This window comes from Pseudonocardia xinjiangensis (assembly GCF_012911925.1).
In the GTDB taxonomy this organism is placed as follows: domain Bacteria; phylum Actinomycetota; class Actinomycetes; order Mycobacteriales; family Pseudonocardiaceae; genus Pseudonocardia; species Pseudonocardia xinjiangensis.
Map to the genome: position 1 here is coordinate 15,422 of NZ_JAAXKY010000052.1, position 16,176 is coordinate 31,597.

General features: G+C 73.1%; 19 protein-coding genes. 8 read left to right on the top strand and 11 right to left on the bottom strand.

All coding sequences use genetic code 11. The features are described from left to right. Positions 1-8: 8 nt before the first annotated feature. Together HF577_RS17110 and HF577_RS17115 are read right to left on the bottom strand one after the other, a co-directional pair. Entirely contained in the window at positions 9-443 is a 435-nt protein-coding gene (locus HF577_RS17110; protein WP_169396867.1) for an SRPBCC family protein, read from the bottom strand. Next, the gene (locus HF577_RS17115) at positions 440-769 is read right to left on the bottom strand and encodes an ArsR/SmtB family transcription factor (RefSeq protein WP_169396868.1); all 330 of its coding nucleotides are present in this window, start codon (positions 767-769) and stop codon (positions 440-442) included. Before HF577_RS17115 ends, HF577_RS17110 begins: the two co-directional genes overlap by 4 nt. Before the next feature lie 129 nt (positions 770-898). Here HF577_RS17115 and HF577_RS17120 point away from each other — a divergent pair, with 129 nt between their 5' ends. Genes HF577_RS17120 through HF577_RS17130 form a run of 3 tightly spaced genes read left to right on the top strand, consistent with a single transcriptional unit; the run spans position 899 to position 2,353 of the window. Beyond that, positions 899-1,246: an ArsR/SmtB family transcription factor gene (locus HF577_RS17120; RefSeq protein ID WP_169396869.1), complete on the top strand. Its 348-nt coding sequence runs from the start codon at positions 899-901 to the stop codon at positions 1,244-1,246. After that, positions 1,230-1,694 carry an SRPBCC family protein gene (locus HF577_RS17125; RefSeq protein ID WP_169396870.1) on the top strand — a complete coding sequence of 155 codons (465 nt, stop codon included), beginning with the start codon at positions 1,230-1,232 and terminating at the stop codon, positions 1,692-1,694. The genes HF577_RS17120 and HF577_RS17125 overlap by 17 nt, the downstream gene beginning before the upstream one ends. Beyond that, complete coding sequence (locus HF577_RS17130; RefSeq protein WP_169396871.1) at positions 1,691-2,353, top strand: DUF899 family protein; 663 nt, start codon at positions 1,691-1,693, stop codon at positions 2,351-2,353. Before HF577_RS17125 ends, HF577_RS17130 begins: the two co-directional genes overlap by 4 nt. A 15-nt stretch (positions 2,354-2,368) precedes the next feature. Here HF577_RS17130 and HF577_RS17135 read toward each other — a convergent pair whose 3' ends face one another. Both HF577_RS17135 and HF577_RS17140 read right to left on the bottom strand, forming a co-directional pair. Then, positions 2,369-3,961, bottom strand: coding sequence for a bifunctional 3'-5' exonuclease/DNA polymerase (locus tag HF577_RS17135; protein WP_169396872.1), 1,593 nt, complete (start codon positions 3,959-3,961; stop codon positions 2,369-2,371). Continuing rightward, positions 3,958-5,532 (bottom strand): FAD-dependent oxidoreductase, encoded by a 1,575-nt coding sequence (locus HF577_RS17140; RefSeq protein ID WP_169396873.1) that lies wholly within the window; start codon positions 5,530-5,532, stop codon positions 3,958-3,960. The genes HF577_RS17135 and HF577_RS17140 overlap by 4 nt, the downstream gene beginning before the upstream one ends. A 70-nt stretch (positions 5,533-5,602) precedes the next feature. On the opposite strand from HF577_RS17140, the gene HF577_RS17145 reads away from it, so the two are divergent. Further along, the gene (locus tag HF577_RS17145; protein WP_169396874.1) at positions 5,603-6,439 is read left to right on the top strand and encodes an LLM class F420-dependent oxidoreductase; all 837 of its coding nucleotides are present in this window, start codon (positions 5,603-5,605) and stop codon (positions 6,437-6,439) included. A gap of 74 nt (positions 6,440-6,513) precedes the next feature. Here HF577_RS17145 and HF577_RS17150 read toward each other — a convergent pair whose 3' ends face one another. The 3 genes from HF577_RS17150 to HF577_RS17160 all read right to left on the bottom strand — a co-directional run bounded on the left by HF577_RS17150 (position 6,514) and on the right by HF577_RS17160 (position 8,712). Continuing rightward, positions 6,514-6,894 (bottom strand): hypothetical protein, encoded by a 381-nt coding sequence (locus HF577_RS17150; RefSeq protein ID WP_169396875.1) that lies wholly within the window; start codon positions 6,892-6,894, stop codon positions 6,514-6,516. Continuing rightward, on the bottom strand, positions 6,891-7,130 hold the full coding sequence (locus HF577_RS17155; RefSeq protein ID WP_169396876.1) for a YlcI/YnfO family protein: 240 nt from the start codon (positions 7,128-7,130) through the stop codon (positions 6,891-6,893). The genes HF577_RS17150 and HF577_RS17155 overlap by 4 nt, the downstream gene beginning before the upstream one ends. Positions 7,131-7,200: 70 nt before the next feature. Continuing rightward, the gene (locus tag HF577_RS17160; RefSeq protein WP_312859193.1) at positions 7,201-8,712 is read right to left on the bottom strand and encodes an MFS transporter; all 1,512 of its coding nucleotides are present in this window, start codon (positions 8,710-8,712) and stop codon (positions 7,201-7,203) included. A 197-nt stretch (positions 8,713-8,909) separates the two neighbouring features. Here HF577_RS17160 and HF577_RS17165 point away from each other — a divergent pair, with 197 nt between their 5' ends. Further along, complete coding sequence (locus HF577_RS17165; protein ID WP_211174411.1) at positions 8,910-9,254, top strand: BlaI/MecI/CopY family transcriptional regulator; 345 nt, start codon at positions 8,910-8,912, stop codon at positions 9,252-9,254. Between the two features lie 14 nt (positions 9,255-9,268). After that, positions 9,269-10,174, top strand: a complete 906-nt coding sequence (locus HF577_RS17170) for a M56 family metallopeptidase (RefSeq protein WP_169396879.1) — start codon at positions 9,269-9,271, stop codon at positions 10,172-10,174. Between the two features lie 10 nt (positions 10,175-10,184). On the opposite strand, the gene HF577_RS17175 is transcribed toward HF577_RS17170, so the two are convergent. The 4 genes from HF577_RS17175 to HF577_RS17190 form a co-directional block, all read right to left on the bottom strand. Continuing rightward, positions 10,185-11,084, bottom strand: coding sequence for a hypothetical protein (locus HF577_RS17175; RefSeq protein ID WP_169396880.1), 900 nt, complete (start codon positions 11,082-11,084; stop codon positions 10,185-10,187). Between the two features lie 46 nt (positions 11,085-11,130). After that, positions 11,131-12,180, bottom strand: a complete 1,050-nt coding sequence (locus tag HF577_RS17180; RefSeq protein WP_169396881.1) for a fatty acid desaturase family protein — start codon at positions 12,178-12,180, stop codon at positions 11,131-11,133. 87 nt (positions 12,181-12,267) lie between these two features. Next, complete coding sequence (locus tag HF577_RS17185; protein ID WP_169396882.1) at positions 12,268-13,587, bottom strand: MFS transporter; 1,320 nt, start codon at positions 13,585-13,587, stop codon at positions 12,268-12,270. Positions 13,588-13,645: 58 nt separating this feature from the next. After that, positions 13,646-14,398: a GAF and ANTAR domain-containing protein gene (locus HF577_RS17190; RefSeq protein ID WP_169396883.1), complete on the bottom strand. Its 753-nt coding sequence runs from the start codon at positions 14,396-14,398 to the stop codon at positions 13,646-13,648. A 572-nt stretch (positions 14,399-14,970) separates the two neighbouring features. Between HF577_RS17190 and HF577_RS17195 the strand changes: the two genes are divergently transcribed. After that, a complete protein-coding gene (locus tag HF577_RS17195) occupies positions 14,971-15,690 on the top strand; it encodes a GAF and ANTAR domain-containing protein (protein WP_169396884.1) in 720 nt (239 codons plus the stop codon). Positions 15,691-15,981: 291 nt separating this feature from the next. After that, on the top strand, positions 15,982-16,170 hold the full coding sequence (locus HF577_RS17200) for a hypothetical protein (RefSeq protein WP_169396885.1): 189 nt from the start codon (positions 15,982-15,984) through the stop codon (positions 16,168-16,170). The last annotated feature ends 6 nt before the right edge of the window (positions 16,171-16,176 follow it).

Consider the following 16,176-nt stretch of genomic DNA (forward strand, 5'->3'; position numbering starts at 1 on the left):
AGCGCCGGTCAGCACATCTTCTCCAGGCGGTTGACCCACTCCTCCCAGCCGCTGCGCAGGTCCTCGTAGTAGGAGGGCTCGAACTCGGGGCCGGTCCAGCTGTTGGTCACCGTCACCTCGGTGCGGCCGGGCTCGACCTCGCGGAGGGTGACGGTGACGGTCTCGTCGCTGATCCGGTCCTCGGGCGTCTGCGAGTGGTGGGTGAACGTGAAGGCGATCCGGGAGTGTGGCTCGAGGGCCAGGTACTCGCCGGTGAAGCGGTTGACGCTGCCGTCGGCCTCGTGCAGTTCGATCCGGTAGCGGCCACCCACCCGTACGTCGGCGTCGACGACGGTGGCGTACCAGCGCCGCATCTGGTCGGGCTCGGTCCAGGCCGCATAGATCGCGGCGGGGGACGCCGCGACGATGCGGGTGACGGTGACGGTGTGCGGAACGAGGGTCATCGGGGTTCCTCCGGCCGTGAGGTGACGAAAGCGTCGAGGGCGTCGAGGCGGTCGGTCCAGAACTGCTCGTAGAAGCGCAGGTGGTGCGTGGCCTCGGCCAGCGGCGCCGCTTCGAGGCGGCAAACGTGCCGCCTGCCGTGCACGGTGCGGCGCACCAGTCCGGCCCGCTCCAGGACCTTGATGTGCTTCGACGCGGCGGCGAGCGAGATGGGATGCGGGGCGGCGAGCTCGGTGACCGTCTGCTCGTGATCGGCGAGCCCGCGGACCATCGCACGGCGCGTCGGGTCGGCGAGAGCGTGGAACACCGCGTCGAGTCGTTCAACCACTCGGTTGAGGATAGGGGCGATCTCGCACGATGGTCAACCGTTCGGTTGAGCTTCAGAAAGGCCTTGACGGCGGCGGGGATCGGGCTATGGTAAACCTCGTAGTTAATTAACCGACTGGTTTGGCAGGTCATGACCGACGATGCTCTCAGCGTCACCTTCGCGGCGCTGGCCGATCCCACCCGGCGGGCGATCCTCGCGCGCCTCGCCCACGGCGAGGCGTCGGTCACCGAGCTGGCCGCACCCTTCACGATGAGCCTGCCTGCCGTCTCCAAGCACCTGAAGGTGCTCGAACGCGCCGGCCTGATCACCCGTGGCCGCTCCGCACAGTGGCGCCCGTGCCGCCTCGACGCCGGCCCGCTCGCCGACGTGGCCGACTGGGTGGGGCGCTACCAGCAGTTCTGGGACGGCAGCTTCGACCGCCTCGACGACCACCTGCGACAGATCCAGGAGGGACGCACCGATGACCGACCGACGTGAGACCGGCGAGCGCGAGCTCACCATCACCCGCGTCCTCGACGCGCCCCGGCGGCTGGTCTTCCAGGCGTGGACCGACCCCGCTCACGTCACCGCGTGGTTCGGGCCGCGGGGCTTCACGACCCCGATGTCGACGATCGCCATGGACGTCCGCCCGGGCGGGACGTGGCAGGCGACCATGATCCGCGACGACGACGGCGCCGAGTATTCGACCGGCGGCTTCTACATCGAGGTGTCGGAACCCGAGCGCCTCGTCTTCACCTGGGGCGCTCCCGGCGACACCCGGCAGGAGTCGGTGGTCACCGTCGAGCTCGCCGACCTCGACGGGCGCACCGAGATGACCCTGCACCAGGCCGGCTTCACCACCGACGACAGCCGCGACAGCCATCACGACGGCTGGTCGAGCGCCCTCGACCGGCTCACCGAACGGTTCCGGGAGGCAACCGCATGAGTACCACTGGCACGACCTCCACCAGCACCCTGCCCGACATCGTGTCCCCGGCGGAATGGGCGGCCGCCCGCGCCGATCTGCTCGCCGCGGAGAAGGACATGACCCGCGCACGCGACGCGCTGGCGGCGCGGCGCAGACGCCTGCCGATGGTCGAGTTCGGCCCCTTCACGTTCACCGGTGAGGCGGGCGAGCAGACCCTGCTCGACGTCTTCGAGGGACGCCGGCAGCTGATCGTCTACCACTTCATGCACGACCCGAACTGGTGCTCGGGCTGCGCGCTGTTCACCGACCAGGTCAGCAACCTCGCGCACCTGCACGCCCGCGACACGTCGCTGGCGATCGTCTCCCTGACGCCGTGGAGCGACCTCGAGCCGTTCCGTCGTCGCATGGGCTGGACCCTCCCGTTCTTCTCCTGCGGCCCGGACTTCGCCGACGCCACCGGGACCCCCGAGGGGTTCGGGCTCAGCGTCTTCCTCCGGGAGGGCGACCGGGTCTTCCGCACCTACTTCACGGCCGGGCGCGGGGTCGAACAGCTCGGCAGCGTCTGGAGCTTCCTCGACCTGACCCCGCTGGGTCGTCAGGAGCAGTGGGAGGACTCGCCGGCCGGGTACCCGCAGACCGCGCCGTACCAGTGGTGGAGACTGCACGACGAGTACTGAGCCCGCAGGGCGGCGTCACCGCTGGTCGTAGCCCTCCACGATGCGCAGCTGCATCGGGAACCGCACCGGTGACGTGCCGAAGAGACGACGCCCGGCTGTCTCGGCGGCCTCACGAACGGCGGCCGCGGCCTGCTGCGCCGCGGCCGCCGGGGCGTGCAGCAGCACCTCGTCGTGCTGGAAGAACACCAGGTGGGCCGGGCTTCCCGCCGCTCGCAGCAGCAGCCGGAGCTCGGCCAGCAGCACCAGCGCCCACTCCGCGGCGGTGGCCTGCACCACGAAGTTGCGGGTGAACCGCCCTCGTGCGCGCGCCGCGGCCGGCTGCTCGTGGCCGGGCCGTGCCGGCGGGCAGGTGCGCCCCAGGTGTGAGTGCACGAGCCTGCCCTCCTCGCCCGCTCTCGCCGCCTCCTCCACGTAGGCGATCGCGGCCGGGAACCGCCGGCGCAGCGTGGCCATCAGCGCACCGGCCCCGCCGGAGGTCTGGCCGTACATCGCCGAGAGCAGCGCGAGCTTGGCCTTCGGCCGGTCGCCGTCGAACTCGCGGGCGGCGAGCGCGGAGTACAGGTCGTCGTCGCCGGGGGCGAGCGCGTGGTCGCCGGACAGGGCGGCCAGGACCCGGGGCTCCAGCTGGGCGGCGTCGGCCACCACCAGCCGCCAGCCCGGGTCGGCGCGGACGGCGGAGCGTACGGCGCGGGGAATCTGCAGGGCCCCGCCGCCGCGGGAGGCCCACCGGCCCGACACGACCCCGCCGACCACGTACTCGGGGCGGAACCGGCCGTCGTGGACCCAGCTGCGCAGCCAGGACCAGCCGTGGGCGGAGTGCAGCCGGGCGAGCTCCTTGTACGCGAGCAGCGGCTCGACCGCCGGGTGGTCGATGCGGCGCAGCTCCCACGACCGCGTGGTCTCCAGCTCGTGGCCGGCCCGGGCGAACGCGCGCAGTACCTCGGCGGGGGAGTCGGGGTTGAGCGGACGGCCCCCGAACGCGGCGGCGACCTCGTCGGCCAGCGCGGCCAGCTTCGGCGGCCTGCCCCCGAGCACGGGGCAGGGCCCCAGCAGCTCCGTGAGCAGCCGGTCGTGGACGTCGGGCCGCCAGGGCAGCCCGTGGCAGGTCATCTCCTCGGCCACGAGCATCCCGGCGGACTCGGCGGCGGCCAGCAGCCGCATCCCCGGCCCCGCGGCGGCGAGCGCCCGCTGCTGGGCCGCGTGCACGGCCACGACGTCGGCGAGCTCGTCGGTGGCGTCGCCGGTCTCGAACAGGGCCGGGGGTCCGTCGCCGTCGTCGGGCGGATCGGGATCGGGGGTGCGGCCCTGCAGCCGGGCGGTGGCCGCGGCCAGACCGTGCGGCTGGCCGTACTGGCCCGCGGCTCCCACCAGCAGGCCTTCCACCAGCTCGACGTCGTGGGCGCGCGCCACCTCCACCCCGGCGGCGAGCAGCCGCCGGTAGCTGCGGGCCCGGGCGAACACCCACCGTGGCGCGTGGTCCCGCTCGAGGTCGGCGACGCTCGCGAGCGCGGTGAGAGGTTCCGGGGCGCCGAGCGTGGCCCCGTCGTCGGCGAGCCGTTGGATCCGGGCCGGTCCGTCGCGTGGCCCCGGATCGAACGCGATCCTCACCCGCGTCGCGGGGTGAGCCGAGGTTGCGCGCGCGAGGGGAGGAGCCCGGCGAGCAACCCACGCTGGGGGACGCCCAGGATCTCCTCCGGACCGGCACCCACCTCGGCGAGCACGTCGTTGGCCGCCAGCACACCGGACGCGGCAGCGCGTTCCATCAGGCCGGTGAGCATGGGTGTGTCGACGAAGTCGCCTGCGACCCGGATGCCCCGGGCGTCGCCGGTGACCGTGGGCCGGGTGCCGGCGCCGCCCGGCGGGAAGGTGGGGGCGGTGGCCTCCAGCCGCTGCTGCAGGTGCACGACGGGGGCGTCGCGGGTCTCCGGCCACAGCGTGGCGAGCTCGGCGCGCATCCGCTCCGTGGCCGAACCGACGTCGGGCGCGGTGCACCCGTAGGAGTGCAGCTCCACCACCGACCCGCCGGTGCGTGCCGCCCACTCGGCGGACGGCCGCTCGAGGCGGGAGTAGACGGTGATGGAGTCGAGCGTGGCCTCCCGGCTGACGGCGCTGAACACCGGACGCTCTGGCGCGACGTCGCTGCCGAGCCAGAGCCGGGTGACCGCGAACGGTGGGGCCAGCGCCAGCGCTGCCGCCTTCTCCGCGAGCCGGGGCGCCGCGGCGGCCGCGGCCGGGGACGCCGCCAGCAGGCGGTGCAGGGCGCCCGGGTCGGTGGCCAGTACCAGGTGGCGCGTGTCGAGCGGGGCGCCGTCGGTGAGCTCGACCCGCCAGCGGTGCCCGACGGCGGGAACCACCGCGCTCGCCGCGGTGGCCGTGCGGACCTGCGCGCCGTGCTTCCCGAGCACGGCCCGGAACGGCTCCCAGATGCAGGTGAGGTGGTCGGTGGTGGGCGCGTCGAAGCCGATGCCTTCGGGATTGCCGAGGAAGTAGTAGTGGAACATCGCGATCAGCTCCGCGGCGGACAGCGCGGCGGGCTCGGCGAAGAACGACCGCGCGAACGCCTCGAACAGCATGGCGAGCGCGCGGTCGGACATGCCCAGCCCGGCCAGGAACTCCGCTGCCGGTACGGCGTCGAACGCCGCGGTGGTGCGCTCACGGTCGTAGGCGAGGAGCTCGGCGGCCAGGGACTGCCGGGAGCCGAGGAGATCGCGCAGGCCCAGGCTCGGGGACCGGGCGAACAACGCCAGCAGGTTGAGCGGCGGCGCCGCGGGCAGCCCGGTGAGGTCCTCGGGCGGCCACTCGCGGGAGATCACCGGATAGCCGCCGACCGGGCGCAGGAAACCCAGCTCCGGGTCGATCCGCCGCAGCACCGCCCGCCACGTGTAGTAGTGGCGGAAGAAGGCGTGGAAGCCGTGCTCGACCACCTGCTCGGTGCCGTCGGGCAGCGTGTGGGGCCAGGCCCCGAGCCGGCCGCCGAGCGTGGGCGCGGCCTCCAGGAGCGTGACGGCCACGCCCCGCTCGGCCAGCACGACCGCCGCGCTGATGCCGGCCACCCCGCCCCCGACGACCACCGCCTCCGTGCCGGCGGGTGCATCGCGGGGCTTGCGCGGATCGGCGGGCACCACCACCCGGGGGCGCATCCGCAGCGGCGCAGCCCGGGTGGTCGACTCTCGGCTCACGAAAACGACCTTATGTGTACCCACCGACAGTTGCCGGAATGTGACGGCGCGCGCCGGGGTTGCCGCGAACATGACGGTAGAACTGGGTCGGTACGGCATCTGGCGGAGCGCGGCGGGGCTCACCCCGGAGCTCGCGACAGAGGTGGAGGCGCTGGGCTACGGCGCCATCTGGATCGGCGGCTCGCCCCCCGGGGACCTCGCGCTCGCCGAGTCGATGCTCGCCGCCACGCAGCGGATCGCGGTGGCCACCGGCATCGTCAACATGTGGACGACACCCGCCGAGGAGGTGGCCGCGTCCTACCACCGGATCGAGGCGGCCTACCCCGGCCGTTTCCTGCTCGGGGTCGGCATCGGCCACCCCGAGGCCACGAGCGAGTACCGCAAGCCCTACGACACGATCGTCGACTACCTCGACCGGCTCGACGCCGCGAAGGTGCCGTTGGAGGGGCGGGCGCTCGCGGCGCTGGGCCCGAAGGTGCTCAGGCTGGCCGCGGAGCGCACGGCGGGCGCGCACCCCTACCTGACCACTCCCGAGCACACGCGTGAGGCCCGGGCGATCCTGGGCGAGGGCGTGCTGCTCGCGCCCGAGCACAAGGTGGTGCTCGACACCGACCCGGAGCGGGCCAGGGCGGTCGGACGCCCCGTCGTGGCGAAGCCCTACCTGGGCCTGCGCAACTACACCTCGAACCTGAAGCGCCTGGGGTGGAGCGATGAGGACCTGGCCGACGGCGGGAGCGACCGGCTGATCGACGCGCTCGTCGCCCACGGGGACGCCGCCGCCGTGGCCGCGCGCCTCACCGAACACCTCGACGCGGGCGCCGACCACGTGTGCGCGCAGGTGCTGCCCAATGACGAGGACCCGCTGCCGGCCCTGCGTCAGCTCGCGGAGGCGCTCGACCTGCGCTGATCCGACCCGTTCTGCGTCACGGAGGCCCCCGCACCAGCTCGGTGCGGGGGCCTCGTCGTGGCAGGAGCGCACTCTTAGGGCAGCTGCTCGACCTCGACGCCGGCCCGGTCGACACCGGTGTACTGGCCGAAGTTCTCGGTGACCAGTGCCCACCCTCGCTCGTGGGCGCAGAGCAGGGCGTGCGCGTGCAGCTGGTCGCCGCCCCTCACCCCGACCGTTCGGGCCCGGCCGGCCGTGAGGTCGTCGACCAGGGTCACCGGGAGCTGCAGCAGGACCTCGAGCACGGGGTGGGCCTTCTCCGGTAGCTGCGCCCACGCGGTGGCGACGGCCGTGGACGGAAGCACCAGCACGATGCCCTCCTCGACGGCGGTCCACACCAGCGCGGCGGCGTAGATCGAGCGGCCGTTCGAGAAGGCGATGATGGCGGAGGCGTCGAGGACGCGGCCGCCGATCACGCTGCGGGAACTGAGGGCAGGCCCAGATCACGGCGCACGGCGTCGATGACCTCCTGCGGAGGCCGGCCGCCGAGCGCCCGTTCCAGTATGGCGAGCGCGCGGGCCCGCGACAGCTTGGACTCCAACGCGTCGGCGACGAACGCCGACAGGCTCTTGGCGGCGCCGCCCGCGACGGCGGCCTGAGCCTCCTCGAGGATCTCGGGCGGCAGGCTCACCGTCACACGCTGGGCGGTCATACTGAAAGGGTAGCGCAGTCATACTCTGCTCGACGCCCGGTGAGACCCGACCCGCCGTGCCGTGCCGTGCTCAGTCGCGCATCCGCTCGGCCCCGGGGCAGACCTGGGGCGCGACGATGTCGCAGTGGGCGTACTCCTCGATGGGCACGCGGTGAGCGGTGGTGCTGTCGGGGCGGTCGGCCTCGGCGGCCCGCAGCGGCCGCCGGACCAACGTGAACGCCAGCAGCGACGCCAGCACCAGGAGCCCGGCGCCGATCATCATCGCCATCCGGAACCCGGCGTTGAAGGAGGCGGCCTCGGTGTAGTCGCTGCCGCGGATGCCCGCGACGCCGGGGATCACGGCCACCGAGAGCAGCCCCGCCGCCCGCGCGACCGCGTTGTTCACCCCGGACGCGGCGCCGGCGTACCGGTCGGGGGCGCTGTCGAGCACGGTGGCGGTGAGGGGGGCGACGGTGAGAGTCAGGCCGGCGCCGAAGACGAGCACGGCGGGCAGCACGTCGGCGGCCCACGACGCGCCGGGGCCGATCCGGAGCATGAGCAGCAGCCCGGCCGCGCTCACCAGCGGGCCGAGCGTCATCGGCAGCCGGGGCCCGATCCGTCCGGCGAGTGCCCCGGAGCGCGCGGAGAACGCCAGCATGATCAGCGTGACGGGCAGCAGCGACGTGCCTGCGGCGAACGCGCTGAACCCCGCGACGGTCTGCAGTTGCAGCACCAGTAGCAGGAACACCACGCCGAGTGCGGCGTAGACCAGCATGGTCACCGCGTTGGCTGCGCTGAACGTCGCGTTCCCGAACAGCTCGGTCGGTACCAACGGACTCTGGGAGCGCCGCTCGTGGAGCACGAACGCCACCAGCGCCAGCAGCCCGATCGCCAGGGCGACCACCAGGTCCGTCGTCACCCCTCGCTCACTCAGCCCCGTGAGCGAGTACGTGAGACCGGCCAGACCGAGCGCGGCGAGCGCGGTGCCGGAGATGTCGAGGCCCGGCGCCGCGTCGGGGTCGCGGCTCTCGGGCACGTGCCGCAGTGCCACCACGACGACGAGCACGGCCAGCGGGAGGTTGATGAGGAACACCGCGCGCCAGTTCCACTCCACCAGCCAGCCGCCGAGGAAGGGCCCGACGGCGCCGGCGATGCCGCCGAGGCCCGACCACGCCCCCACGGCTGCCGCCCGGTCCGGGCCGTGGAAGGACGCCGAGATCAGCGCCAGGCTGCCCGGGGTGAGCAACGCCCCGCCGACGCCCTGGAGTGCCCTGGCCACGATGAGCGTGTTGACGTCCGGGGCGAGTCCGCACATCAGCGACGCCAGTGCGAACCACACGACGCCGATCAGGAACACCCGGCGTCGCCCGAAGTGGTCGCCGAGTGACCCGCCCAGCAGGATCAGGGCGGCGAGCGTGAGCGTGTAGGCGTTGACCGTCCACTGCAGCGCGGTGAACCCGGCGTTGAAGTCGGCACCGATCCGTGCCAGTGCGACGTTCACCACCGTGCCGTCGATCAGCACGAGACCGGACCCCAGCACGGTGGTGAGGAGCACCCATCGACCGCGTGCCGTGCCCATCCGGATTGCGCCTGGTTCCGCCACGCACCTCACTATGCACCGCCCCACCATGAGAGGTGCCGGGCACGAGCCCTGTCTCCGACGGGCCTGGCGCGCCCCCGCCGGCACTGATCGCCGGGCTGCGGGGATTCGTCGCCGAACGGTCCGACTTCCCGCAGGTGAGAGTGACGAACAGATCGAATGGAGGCTCCCCAGAAGCCTTCTACCTGAAGTAGAATGGGATGGTGCCGACGCTGGGTGAACTGGAACGTGCCGTGATGGAGACCCTCTGGTCGGCCACGGGGCCCGTCACCGCTCGTGACGTGCAGGATGCGCTGGCGAGTCGTGATCTGGCCACCACCACCGTGCTCACGGTGCTCGGCAGGCTGGAGCGCAAGGGTCTCGTCACGCGCGAGCGCGAGGGCCGGGCGCACCGCTACCGCTCCGTGGCCAGCCGTGAGGACCATGTCGCCGAGCTCATGCTCGACGCCCTGGATGCGGCGCCGGACCGGGGCGCGGCCCTGGCCCGGTTCCTCGGTTCGATGCCGGAGGACGAGCGCGCCGCTTTGCGTGACCTGCTCGACTGAACCAGTCTGCTCCGATGACGCTCACTGCGTTCGGCCTCTTCGTGCTCGGCGTGGTGCTCGCCGAGCCGCTGAGCCGAGCGATGGCCACAGCGGAGTGGCCGGCCCGCGACCCCGTCGGCGCACTGCTCGTGTGGCAGGCGATCGGGCTCGCCGGCGGCCTGGCGCTCCTCGGCTCCGGTTTCGTGTACGGACTGTCCCCGCTGGGGCCCTCGCTGTCGGTGGCGGTTCCCGCCGCGGTCGACGCGATGGCCGTCGGCGAGGTACCCCGGGAGCTCTCGCTCATCCACATCGCCGCGTTGCTGGCGGCGCTGGCGCTGGCGCTGCGGCTGGTCGGGGTGCTGCTCGCGGTCACGCTGCGCACGCTCAAGGTGCGGCGCCGTCATCGTGACCTGATCGACCTGCTCGGCACGCCGTGGCCCGCCGTCCCGGGCGCGCGGGTGCTCGACCATCCCGTCCCCGTGGCGTACTGCCTTCCCGGGCTGCGGTCCCGGCTCGTGCTGTCGGCCGGGGTTCTCGACGCTCTCGACCCACCTGCGGTCCGGGCCGTGCTCGCCCATGAGCGGGCCCACCTGCGGGAGCGCCACGACCTGGTGGTGCTGCCGTTCGTGGCCTGGGGTGCCACCGCGCCGTTCGTGCGGGGGATGGTCTGCGCCCAGCTCGCCGTGGCCGCGCTGATCGAGATGCGAGCCGACGACGTGGCGGCGAGCGAGGTCACGGCCAAGCAGCTGACGGGGGCGTTGCGGACGATGGGCGGCGCAGCACCTGCTGCCGCACTGAGCTCGTTCACCGACAAGCTGGACCACCGGCTGTGCCGGATCGTCTCCCCGCCCGCGCCGCTTCCTGCTGCGGTCCGGGTGCTCGTGCGGGTGGCCGCCGCCGGGCTGGTGGCGGTGCCGACCGCGCTGCTGCTGGTGCCCTGACCCCGGCCGGTCAGATCGCTGCATCGCCCCGCAGGACCGCCACCGCCCGTACCGTGGCGTATCCCCGCCAGTCCATGGCGCTCGCGGGGGAGAACTCCGCGAACTCCACACGCCAGCCCCCGTCGGCCTGCTGCGCGCCGGCGAGCCGCCGCAGCTCGGCGGTGACGACCTCGGGCGCGAACAGCGCCCGCACCGGGCGGTCGGGCTCGGGCGCGATGTCGAGTGCACGGATGGTCTCGTCGTCGCTGCCCCCCTCGACCGGAAGGACGCCGTTGTCCGGCAGATGAGCACCGAGCCGCCCGAGCAGAGCGGCCGCGGCCGGCTCGCTGTCGTACACCGCGTCGAGGAACCGCAGCGCGAAGGCCAGCACGAGGGCCGGGGGACGCTCCTCGACCGCGCGTACGGCGTCGAGGCAGTACCGCGTCGCCCGCGCGAGCCACGGGTGCACGGCCACGGCGGGGTCGTGGCGGGCCGCGCGCTGAGCGACGGCCGCGATGATCGCGGTGATCTGCAGCGAGGACGTCCGCGGGTCCGCCTGCGCCCACCATGCGGCGGTGCCGGCCCGGTCGGGCGCCGGCAACGCGAACGGCAGCCCGCCGTCGGGGAGGGAGACCGACTCCAGCCAGTCGCACAGCGCGACCGCGTGCGGGGTCGTCGTCGGGGCGACCTCCGCGAACACCTCGAACGCGTGCAGCGCCGCTCCGGGCTGGCTCGACACCGACCGCAGGTCCGGCTCCAGTCCCCAGCCGTACCCGCCGTCCGCGTTGCGGTACGCCGCGAGGGCGGCGAGCACCGGATCCGGGCCGCCCGTGCCGAGGAGCAGCCGGAACCGGTGGCGGTCGAGCAGCCGCCCGTGCGTGGCCATGAAGTCCGCGGCGGCGGGCAGATCGATGGTCGTGAGCGCCGTCATGGGGTGAGCCTCCCGTCCCGACGGGTGCCTGTCGTGAACGAATCGGTCAGCCACCCTCTCCGCGCAGCGGCGCACTGGCGTGGCGCAGCTGTCCCAGCGCCTCCGCCCAGGACCGCACCAGCCCGGTCTCGTGGTAGGGCACGCCGATCTCGGCGCAGAACTCCCGCACGACCGGGCGGGCCCGGCGCAGGTTCGCTGTCGGCATGCTCGGGAAGAGGTGGTGCTCGATCTGGTGGTTGAGCCCGCCCATCGCCACGTGCAGCAGACCGTCGGTCAGCCGGCCGCCCCGGACGTTCCGCGCGGTGATCACCTGCTTGCGCAGGAAGTCCAGGCGACCCTGCGGCATCGCCATCCCCTTGTGGTTGGGCGCGAAGATCGAGCCCAGGTACACCCCGAACAGCCCCTGGTGCACCACGAAGAAGGCGATCGCGAGCCCGGGCGGCAGCACCATGAACAGTGCGGCCAGGTACCCGGCGGCGTGCGCGGCGAGCAGTCCGAGCTCCAGGCGGCGGCCGCGCACCGTGGCGCCGCGCTCGCCCAGCAGCCCCCGCACGCTGCTGCGGCGCAGGTCGATCCCGGCCAGCGTGAGGAGCGGGAAGAACAGCAGCGCCTGGTGGCGGTTGACGAAACGGGTGACGCCCCGCGCGGCCACCGCCTGCTCCCCGGTCCAGACCAACGCTCCCGCAGCCACGTCGGGGTCGAGTCCTTCGTGGTTGGGGTTCGCGTGGTGGCGCGTGTGCTTGTCCATCCACCAGCCGTATGACATCCCGATGCCGAGGTTGCCGAGCAGCCTGCCGGTGACCGTCGCCGCGACCCGGGAGCGGAAGACCTGCCGGTGCGCGACGTCGTGTGCGAGCAGTGCGACCTGCCCGTACCCGACGGCGGCGGCCGCGGCCACGAGCAGTTGCCACGGCGAGTCCCCGAGCAGGACGAACGCGGTGGCCGTCAGCGCGACCGCCGCACCGACGAGGAGGAACCGGACGACGTAGTAGCCGGGCCTGCGGTCCATGAGCCCGGCGTCGGTGATCCGGCGGGACAGGTGCGCGTAGTCGCTCCCGCGCGGCGGTGCGTCGGACATACCGCTGAAAGTGGTCATGCGGCGAGCCTGCGCGGAAGCGGCCGCCGGGTTGAGCCGGTGAGCCCCCGGACGACACGGGGGCAATCCCCATCCCGTGCGCCCCGCTCAGGCGGCGTCGGCCCCCACGCGGTCGGGTCCGCCGGCCAGCAGAGCCACCAGCCCGGCCACCGGGAGCGCGATGAGCATGCAGAACGCGCCTGGGATGCCGATCACGTCCGCCAGCCCGCCGACGAGTGCCGCACCGACGCTCGCTCCGGTGAGGAACACCAGCGTGGCGATACCGAGCGCCACGCCCCGCTGCGCCCCGGGGACGGCTGCTCCCACCGAGGCGATCATCGCGGGCTGCCCGACCCCGAACGCGGCGGAGACCAGCACGACCGCTGTGGCCAGCAGGACGGGCGACTCCGTGGCACCTCCTGCTGCGGCGGTGAGCAGCGCGACGATGGCCGTCGGGCACGCGAGAGCGATGGAGCGCCGGGACCCGAGGCGGGCGAGGAGGACGCGGGCGAGAGCCGGTGAGGCGAACCCGACGACGGCCGCGGGCACCAGCAGCGCCCCGGTGGCCAGCGGCGTCCAGCCCCACGAGGCGGCGGCGAGCGGCACTCCCAGCAGCAGGGCGAACCAGCTCGCCGGGACCGCTGCCGCTGCGAACGCGCTGCGCAGCACGGTGGGGTTCGTGATGATCTCGCGCGGCAGGAACCCGTGCGGGTGAGCCCTGACCCACAAGGTCACCAGCGGGGCGCCGACGACCAGGAGCGCCGCGCCGAGAACCGCGGTGCCGGTGCCGGACGACGGCGACTGGATGAGCAGCACCAGCCCTGCCGCGGCGACGGCCACGAGCACTGCGCCCGTCCGGTCGATGGCGTCACCGCTGCCCCCTGCGGGAGCGATGCGCCAGAGGGGAGGGATCGCCAGCAGGGCGAGCACGGGGATCGCGACGGCCCACCGCCACCCGCCCAGCGTGTCGAGCCCGCCGCCCAGCAACGGCCCGAGCGCGCCGATCGTGGCGGCCACCCCGGCCACGCGGCCGAGCGCGGCGCCCTGCTCGGACCCGCTCCAGCGGGCGCTGATCAGCGCCGTCGCGAGCACGGGGATCGCCGCTGCACCGGCGCCCTGCAGGACGCGCGCGACGAGCAGCGCGGGGAAGGACGGGGCGAGTGCGGCGGCGAGCGCGCCGAGCGCCATCGTGGCGATGCCGAGGCAGAGCGGGAGCCGGATACCCACGACGTCGGCGAGGCGGCCGTGGATGGGGGTCGCGACGGCGAGCGTCACGGTGTAGCCGCTGACCATCCACGCCGCGGTCGCCGCGCTGACCTCCAGGTCGCCCGCCAGTTCGGGGAGAGCGACGGTGACCGCGGACGTGGACGTGCCGGCGAGGCCGAACAGCAGCCCGAGCAACGCGGCGAAGCGGTGGGGAGAGCGCACAACGGGACAGAACGCCCACCCCGCAGGGGTGCATTCCTTCCCGAGGCGTTCGGTGCGGCTAACCCGCCCGTCCGGGCGGCTCGAGCGCGCCGAGCTCGAGCTCGCCCTCGACGACCTGGCGGGCGACCTCGCTCAGGCGCTGGTTGCGGTTGCGGGAGTGGCTGCGGAGCCGCTCGAACGCCGCGTTCATGCTCAGCCCCGCCCGCTGGGCCAGCACCCCCTTGGCCTGCTCGATGATGACCCGGCTGTTCAACGCCGTCTGCAGCTGTTCCACGAGCACCTCACCCCGGCGGACGGCCCGCTCCTGCAGGATCCCCACCGTGGCCACGTCGGCCAGCGCCTGGGCCAGCGCGAGATCGGCTTCGGGCAGGGCGCCGGGCAGCCGGCGGAACAGATTCATGGCGCCGACGGCCTTGCCGCGCAGCCGCAACGGCATCGCGTGCACCGACCGGTACAGCTGGTGTGTCCTCATCGCGTCGGTGAGTACCGGCCAGCGGTCGCCCACATCGGCCAGATCCGGGGCGACCACCGGGGCCGCGGTGCGCACGCACTCCACGCACGGACCGTCGTCGGCCTGGAGCTGCAGCAGCTCCATCAGGCTCACGTCCTCGTCCGAGGAGGCCACGACCTGCAGGTACCCGCGGGAGTCGACCAGCAGGATCCCCACCGCGTCGGCACCGCACAGCGTGACGCCGTGCCCGACGAGCTGATCCAGGAGGTCGATGATGTCGAAGTCGTCGATCAGGGTGTCGGCGAGCCCGACGAACGCCGTGCTCAACAGCCCCTCACGGCCCTGCACCGTTTCACTCATCGCCCGTTTCTCCCCTGCCGAAGAACTGTCTCGAACCAACCCCCGTGCGGTCTGTCCGATTACTGCTGCCGGCCGTCGAGCAGACGAATCGAGCCGGAGCCCGAGAGCACCCGGCCGTCCGCTGCCGAGGCCGAGATCAATGGTGCGGCGCCGTGGCCGGACCCCCGCTCTCCAACCCGGCAAACCGCTCGCTCGAATGGAGCGACCGACACTGCTTCCTCGTCGCGCGTTTGCAAATCATTACATGAGTCGCCCGTTCGGGCCGAACTGAACGGTCGGAAGATCGGCCGAAAGATCGGCAGCTCGATGATTCTTTGAGCAAGATAATCAGTTCTCGAGATCCAGAGCGGGGGCGCCGGAAATTGCGTAGCGCTAAGCGTGACCCACGCTTCGGGGCGACCTTGGTCCGACCGGCGCACCCGCCCGTGAGCAGTGTCACGTAAAGTGCGCGCAACGAGCGGCGGACGGCCTCGGAAGGGAACCCGGTGCAACGCCGATCGAGTGGCCACGACAGCGCCATGGGGCATCCGCATCCGGCGCACGAGCGGCCGCCGGCAGGAGTTCCCCGGGGGATGAGTGGCACGGTGGACGAACAGGACGGCCCCGTCGGTCGGGCGCTGCTGGCGGCCTTCGAGGCCACCCACGACGACCGCGGCCTCGCCGAGCAGGTCTGCCGGACATGCCTGAGCGGGCTCGACGTCGACGGCGCGTCCCTCGCGCTGCACGCCGTGAGCGCCGCCCGCGAGACCCTGTGGGCCAGTGACGCCGTCGCCGGTCTCCTCGACGACCTCGAGTTCAGCCTGGGCGAAGGTGTCTGCATGGAGGCGGCCACCACCGGCCGTCCGGTCTTCGTCGCGGACATCTGCGCCGACATGCGGCGATGGCCGGTGTTCGCCGACGCGGTCGTGGAACGCACGCCGGCCCGGGCGCTCTTCGCGCTGCCGCTGCGGTGGGGCGCGGTCAACCTCGGCGTGCTCCACCTCTACCGCCGCACGCCCGGGCCCCTGCCCGCCGAGCAGCGCCGCGACGCGGTGGCGGCCGTCAACACCGCCGCACTGATGATGCTCGGCGCCCGTACCGATCCCGGCGACGGACCGTGGCTCGACCCCACGGTCAGCAACCGTGCGGAGATCCATCAGGCCACCGGTATGGTCCTGGCACAGTTGGGCATCGGCGCCACCGACGCACTTGCGAGAATGCGCGCCCACGCCTTCAGCGAGAAACGCCTCCTCCTCGACGTCGCCCATGACATCGTCACTCGGCGTCTGCAGTTCACTCCGGACGAACCCTGATCGTCTGATCGGCCGTGCTCACGTTCTGGTGACCCTCGGCCGGGGGTCGCGGCAGACGTCCCCCGGTCGGCGCACTCGAATTCCCGGTGCGCTCACCAGGCGTGATGGAGGACCCGTGGGTTCACTCGACCGATGAGGGCTCGGCGCTCGGGCTAATGACGGTCCGTGCCGGGGCCGGTAAGGTACGCCTTGGTCTTCTCGCGGAGGCTCGGCTTTCGCCTCCGACCTTCGTAGCGGCGTGCAGCTCTCGGATACCGATGGGATTCTCGAATGCCGGCCAGGAACGATGCTGTGCGTCGCGGATCAGGTGCGGACACCGAGGACGACGACACCGTCGTCGCTCTCCCGGCGCTCATCGACGACGACGCCCTCATCGATCTGATCGTGGCCGTGGCGGCGCACCACGGGTTCGACGGGCGCAACTGCGCCGACCGTCACCTGGTGCAGTGGTTGGCGGCGTGGCGGCGCCACCTGGACTGAGCCGCG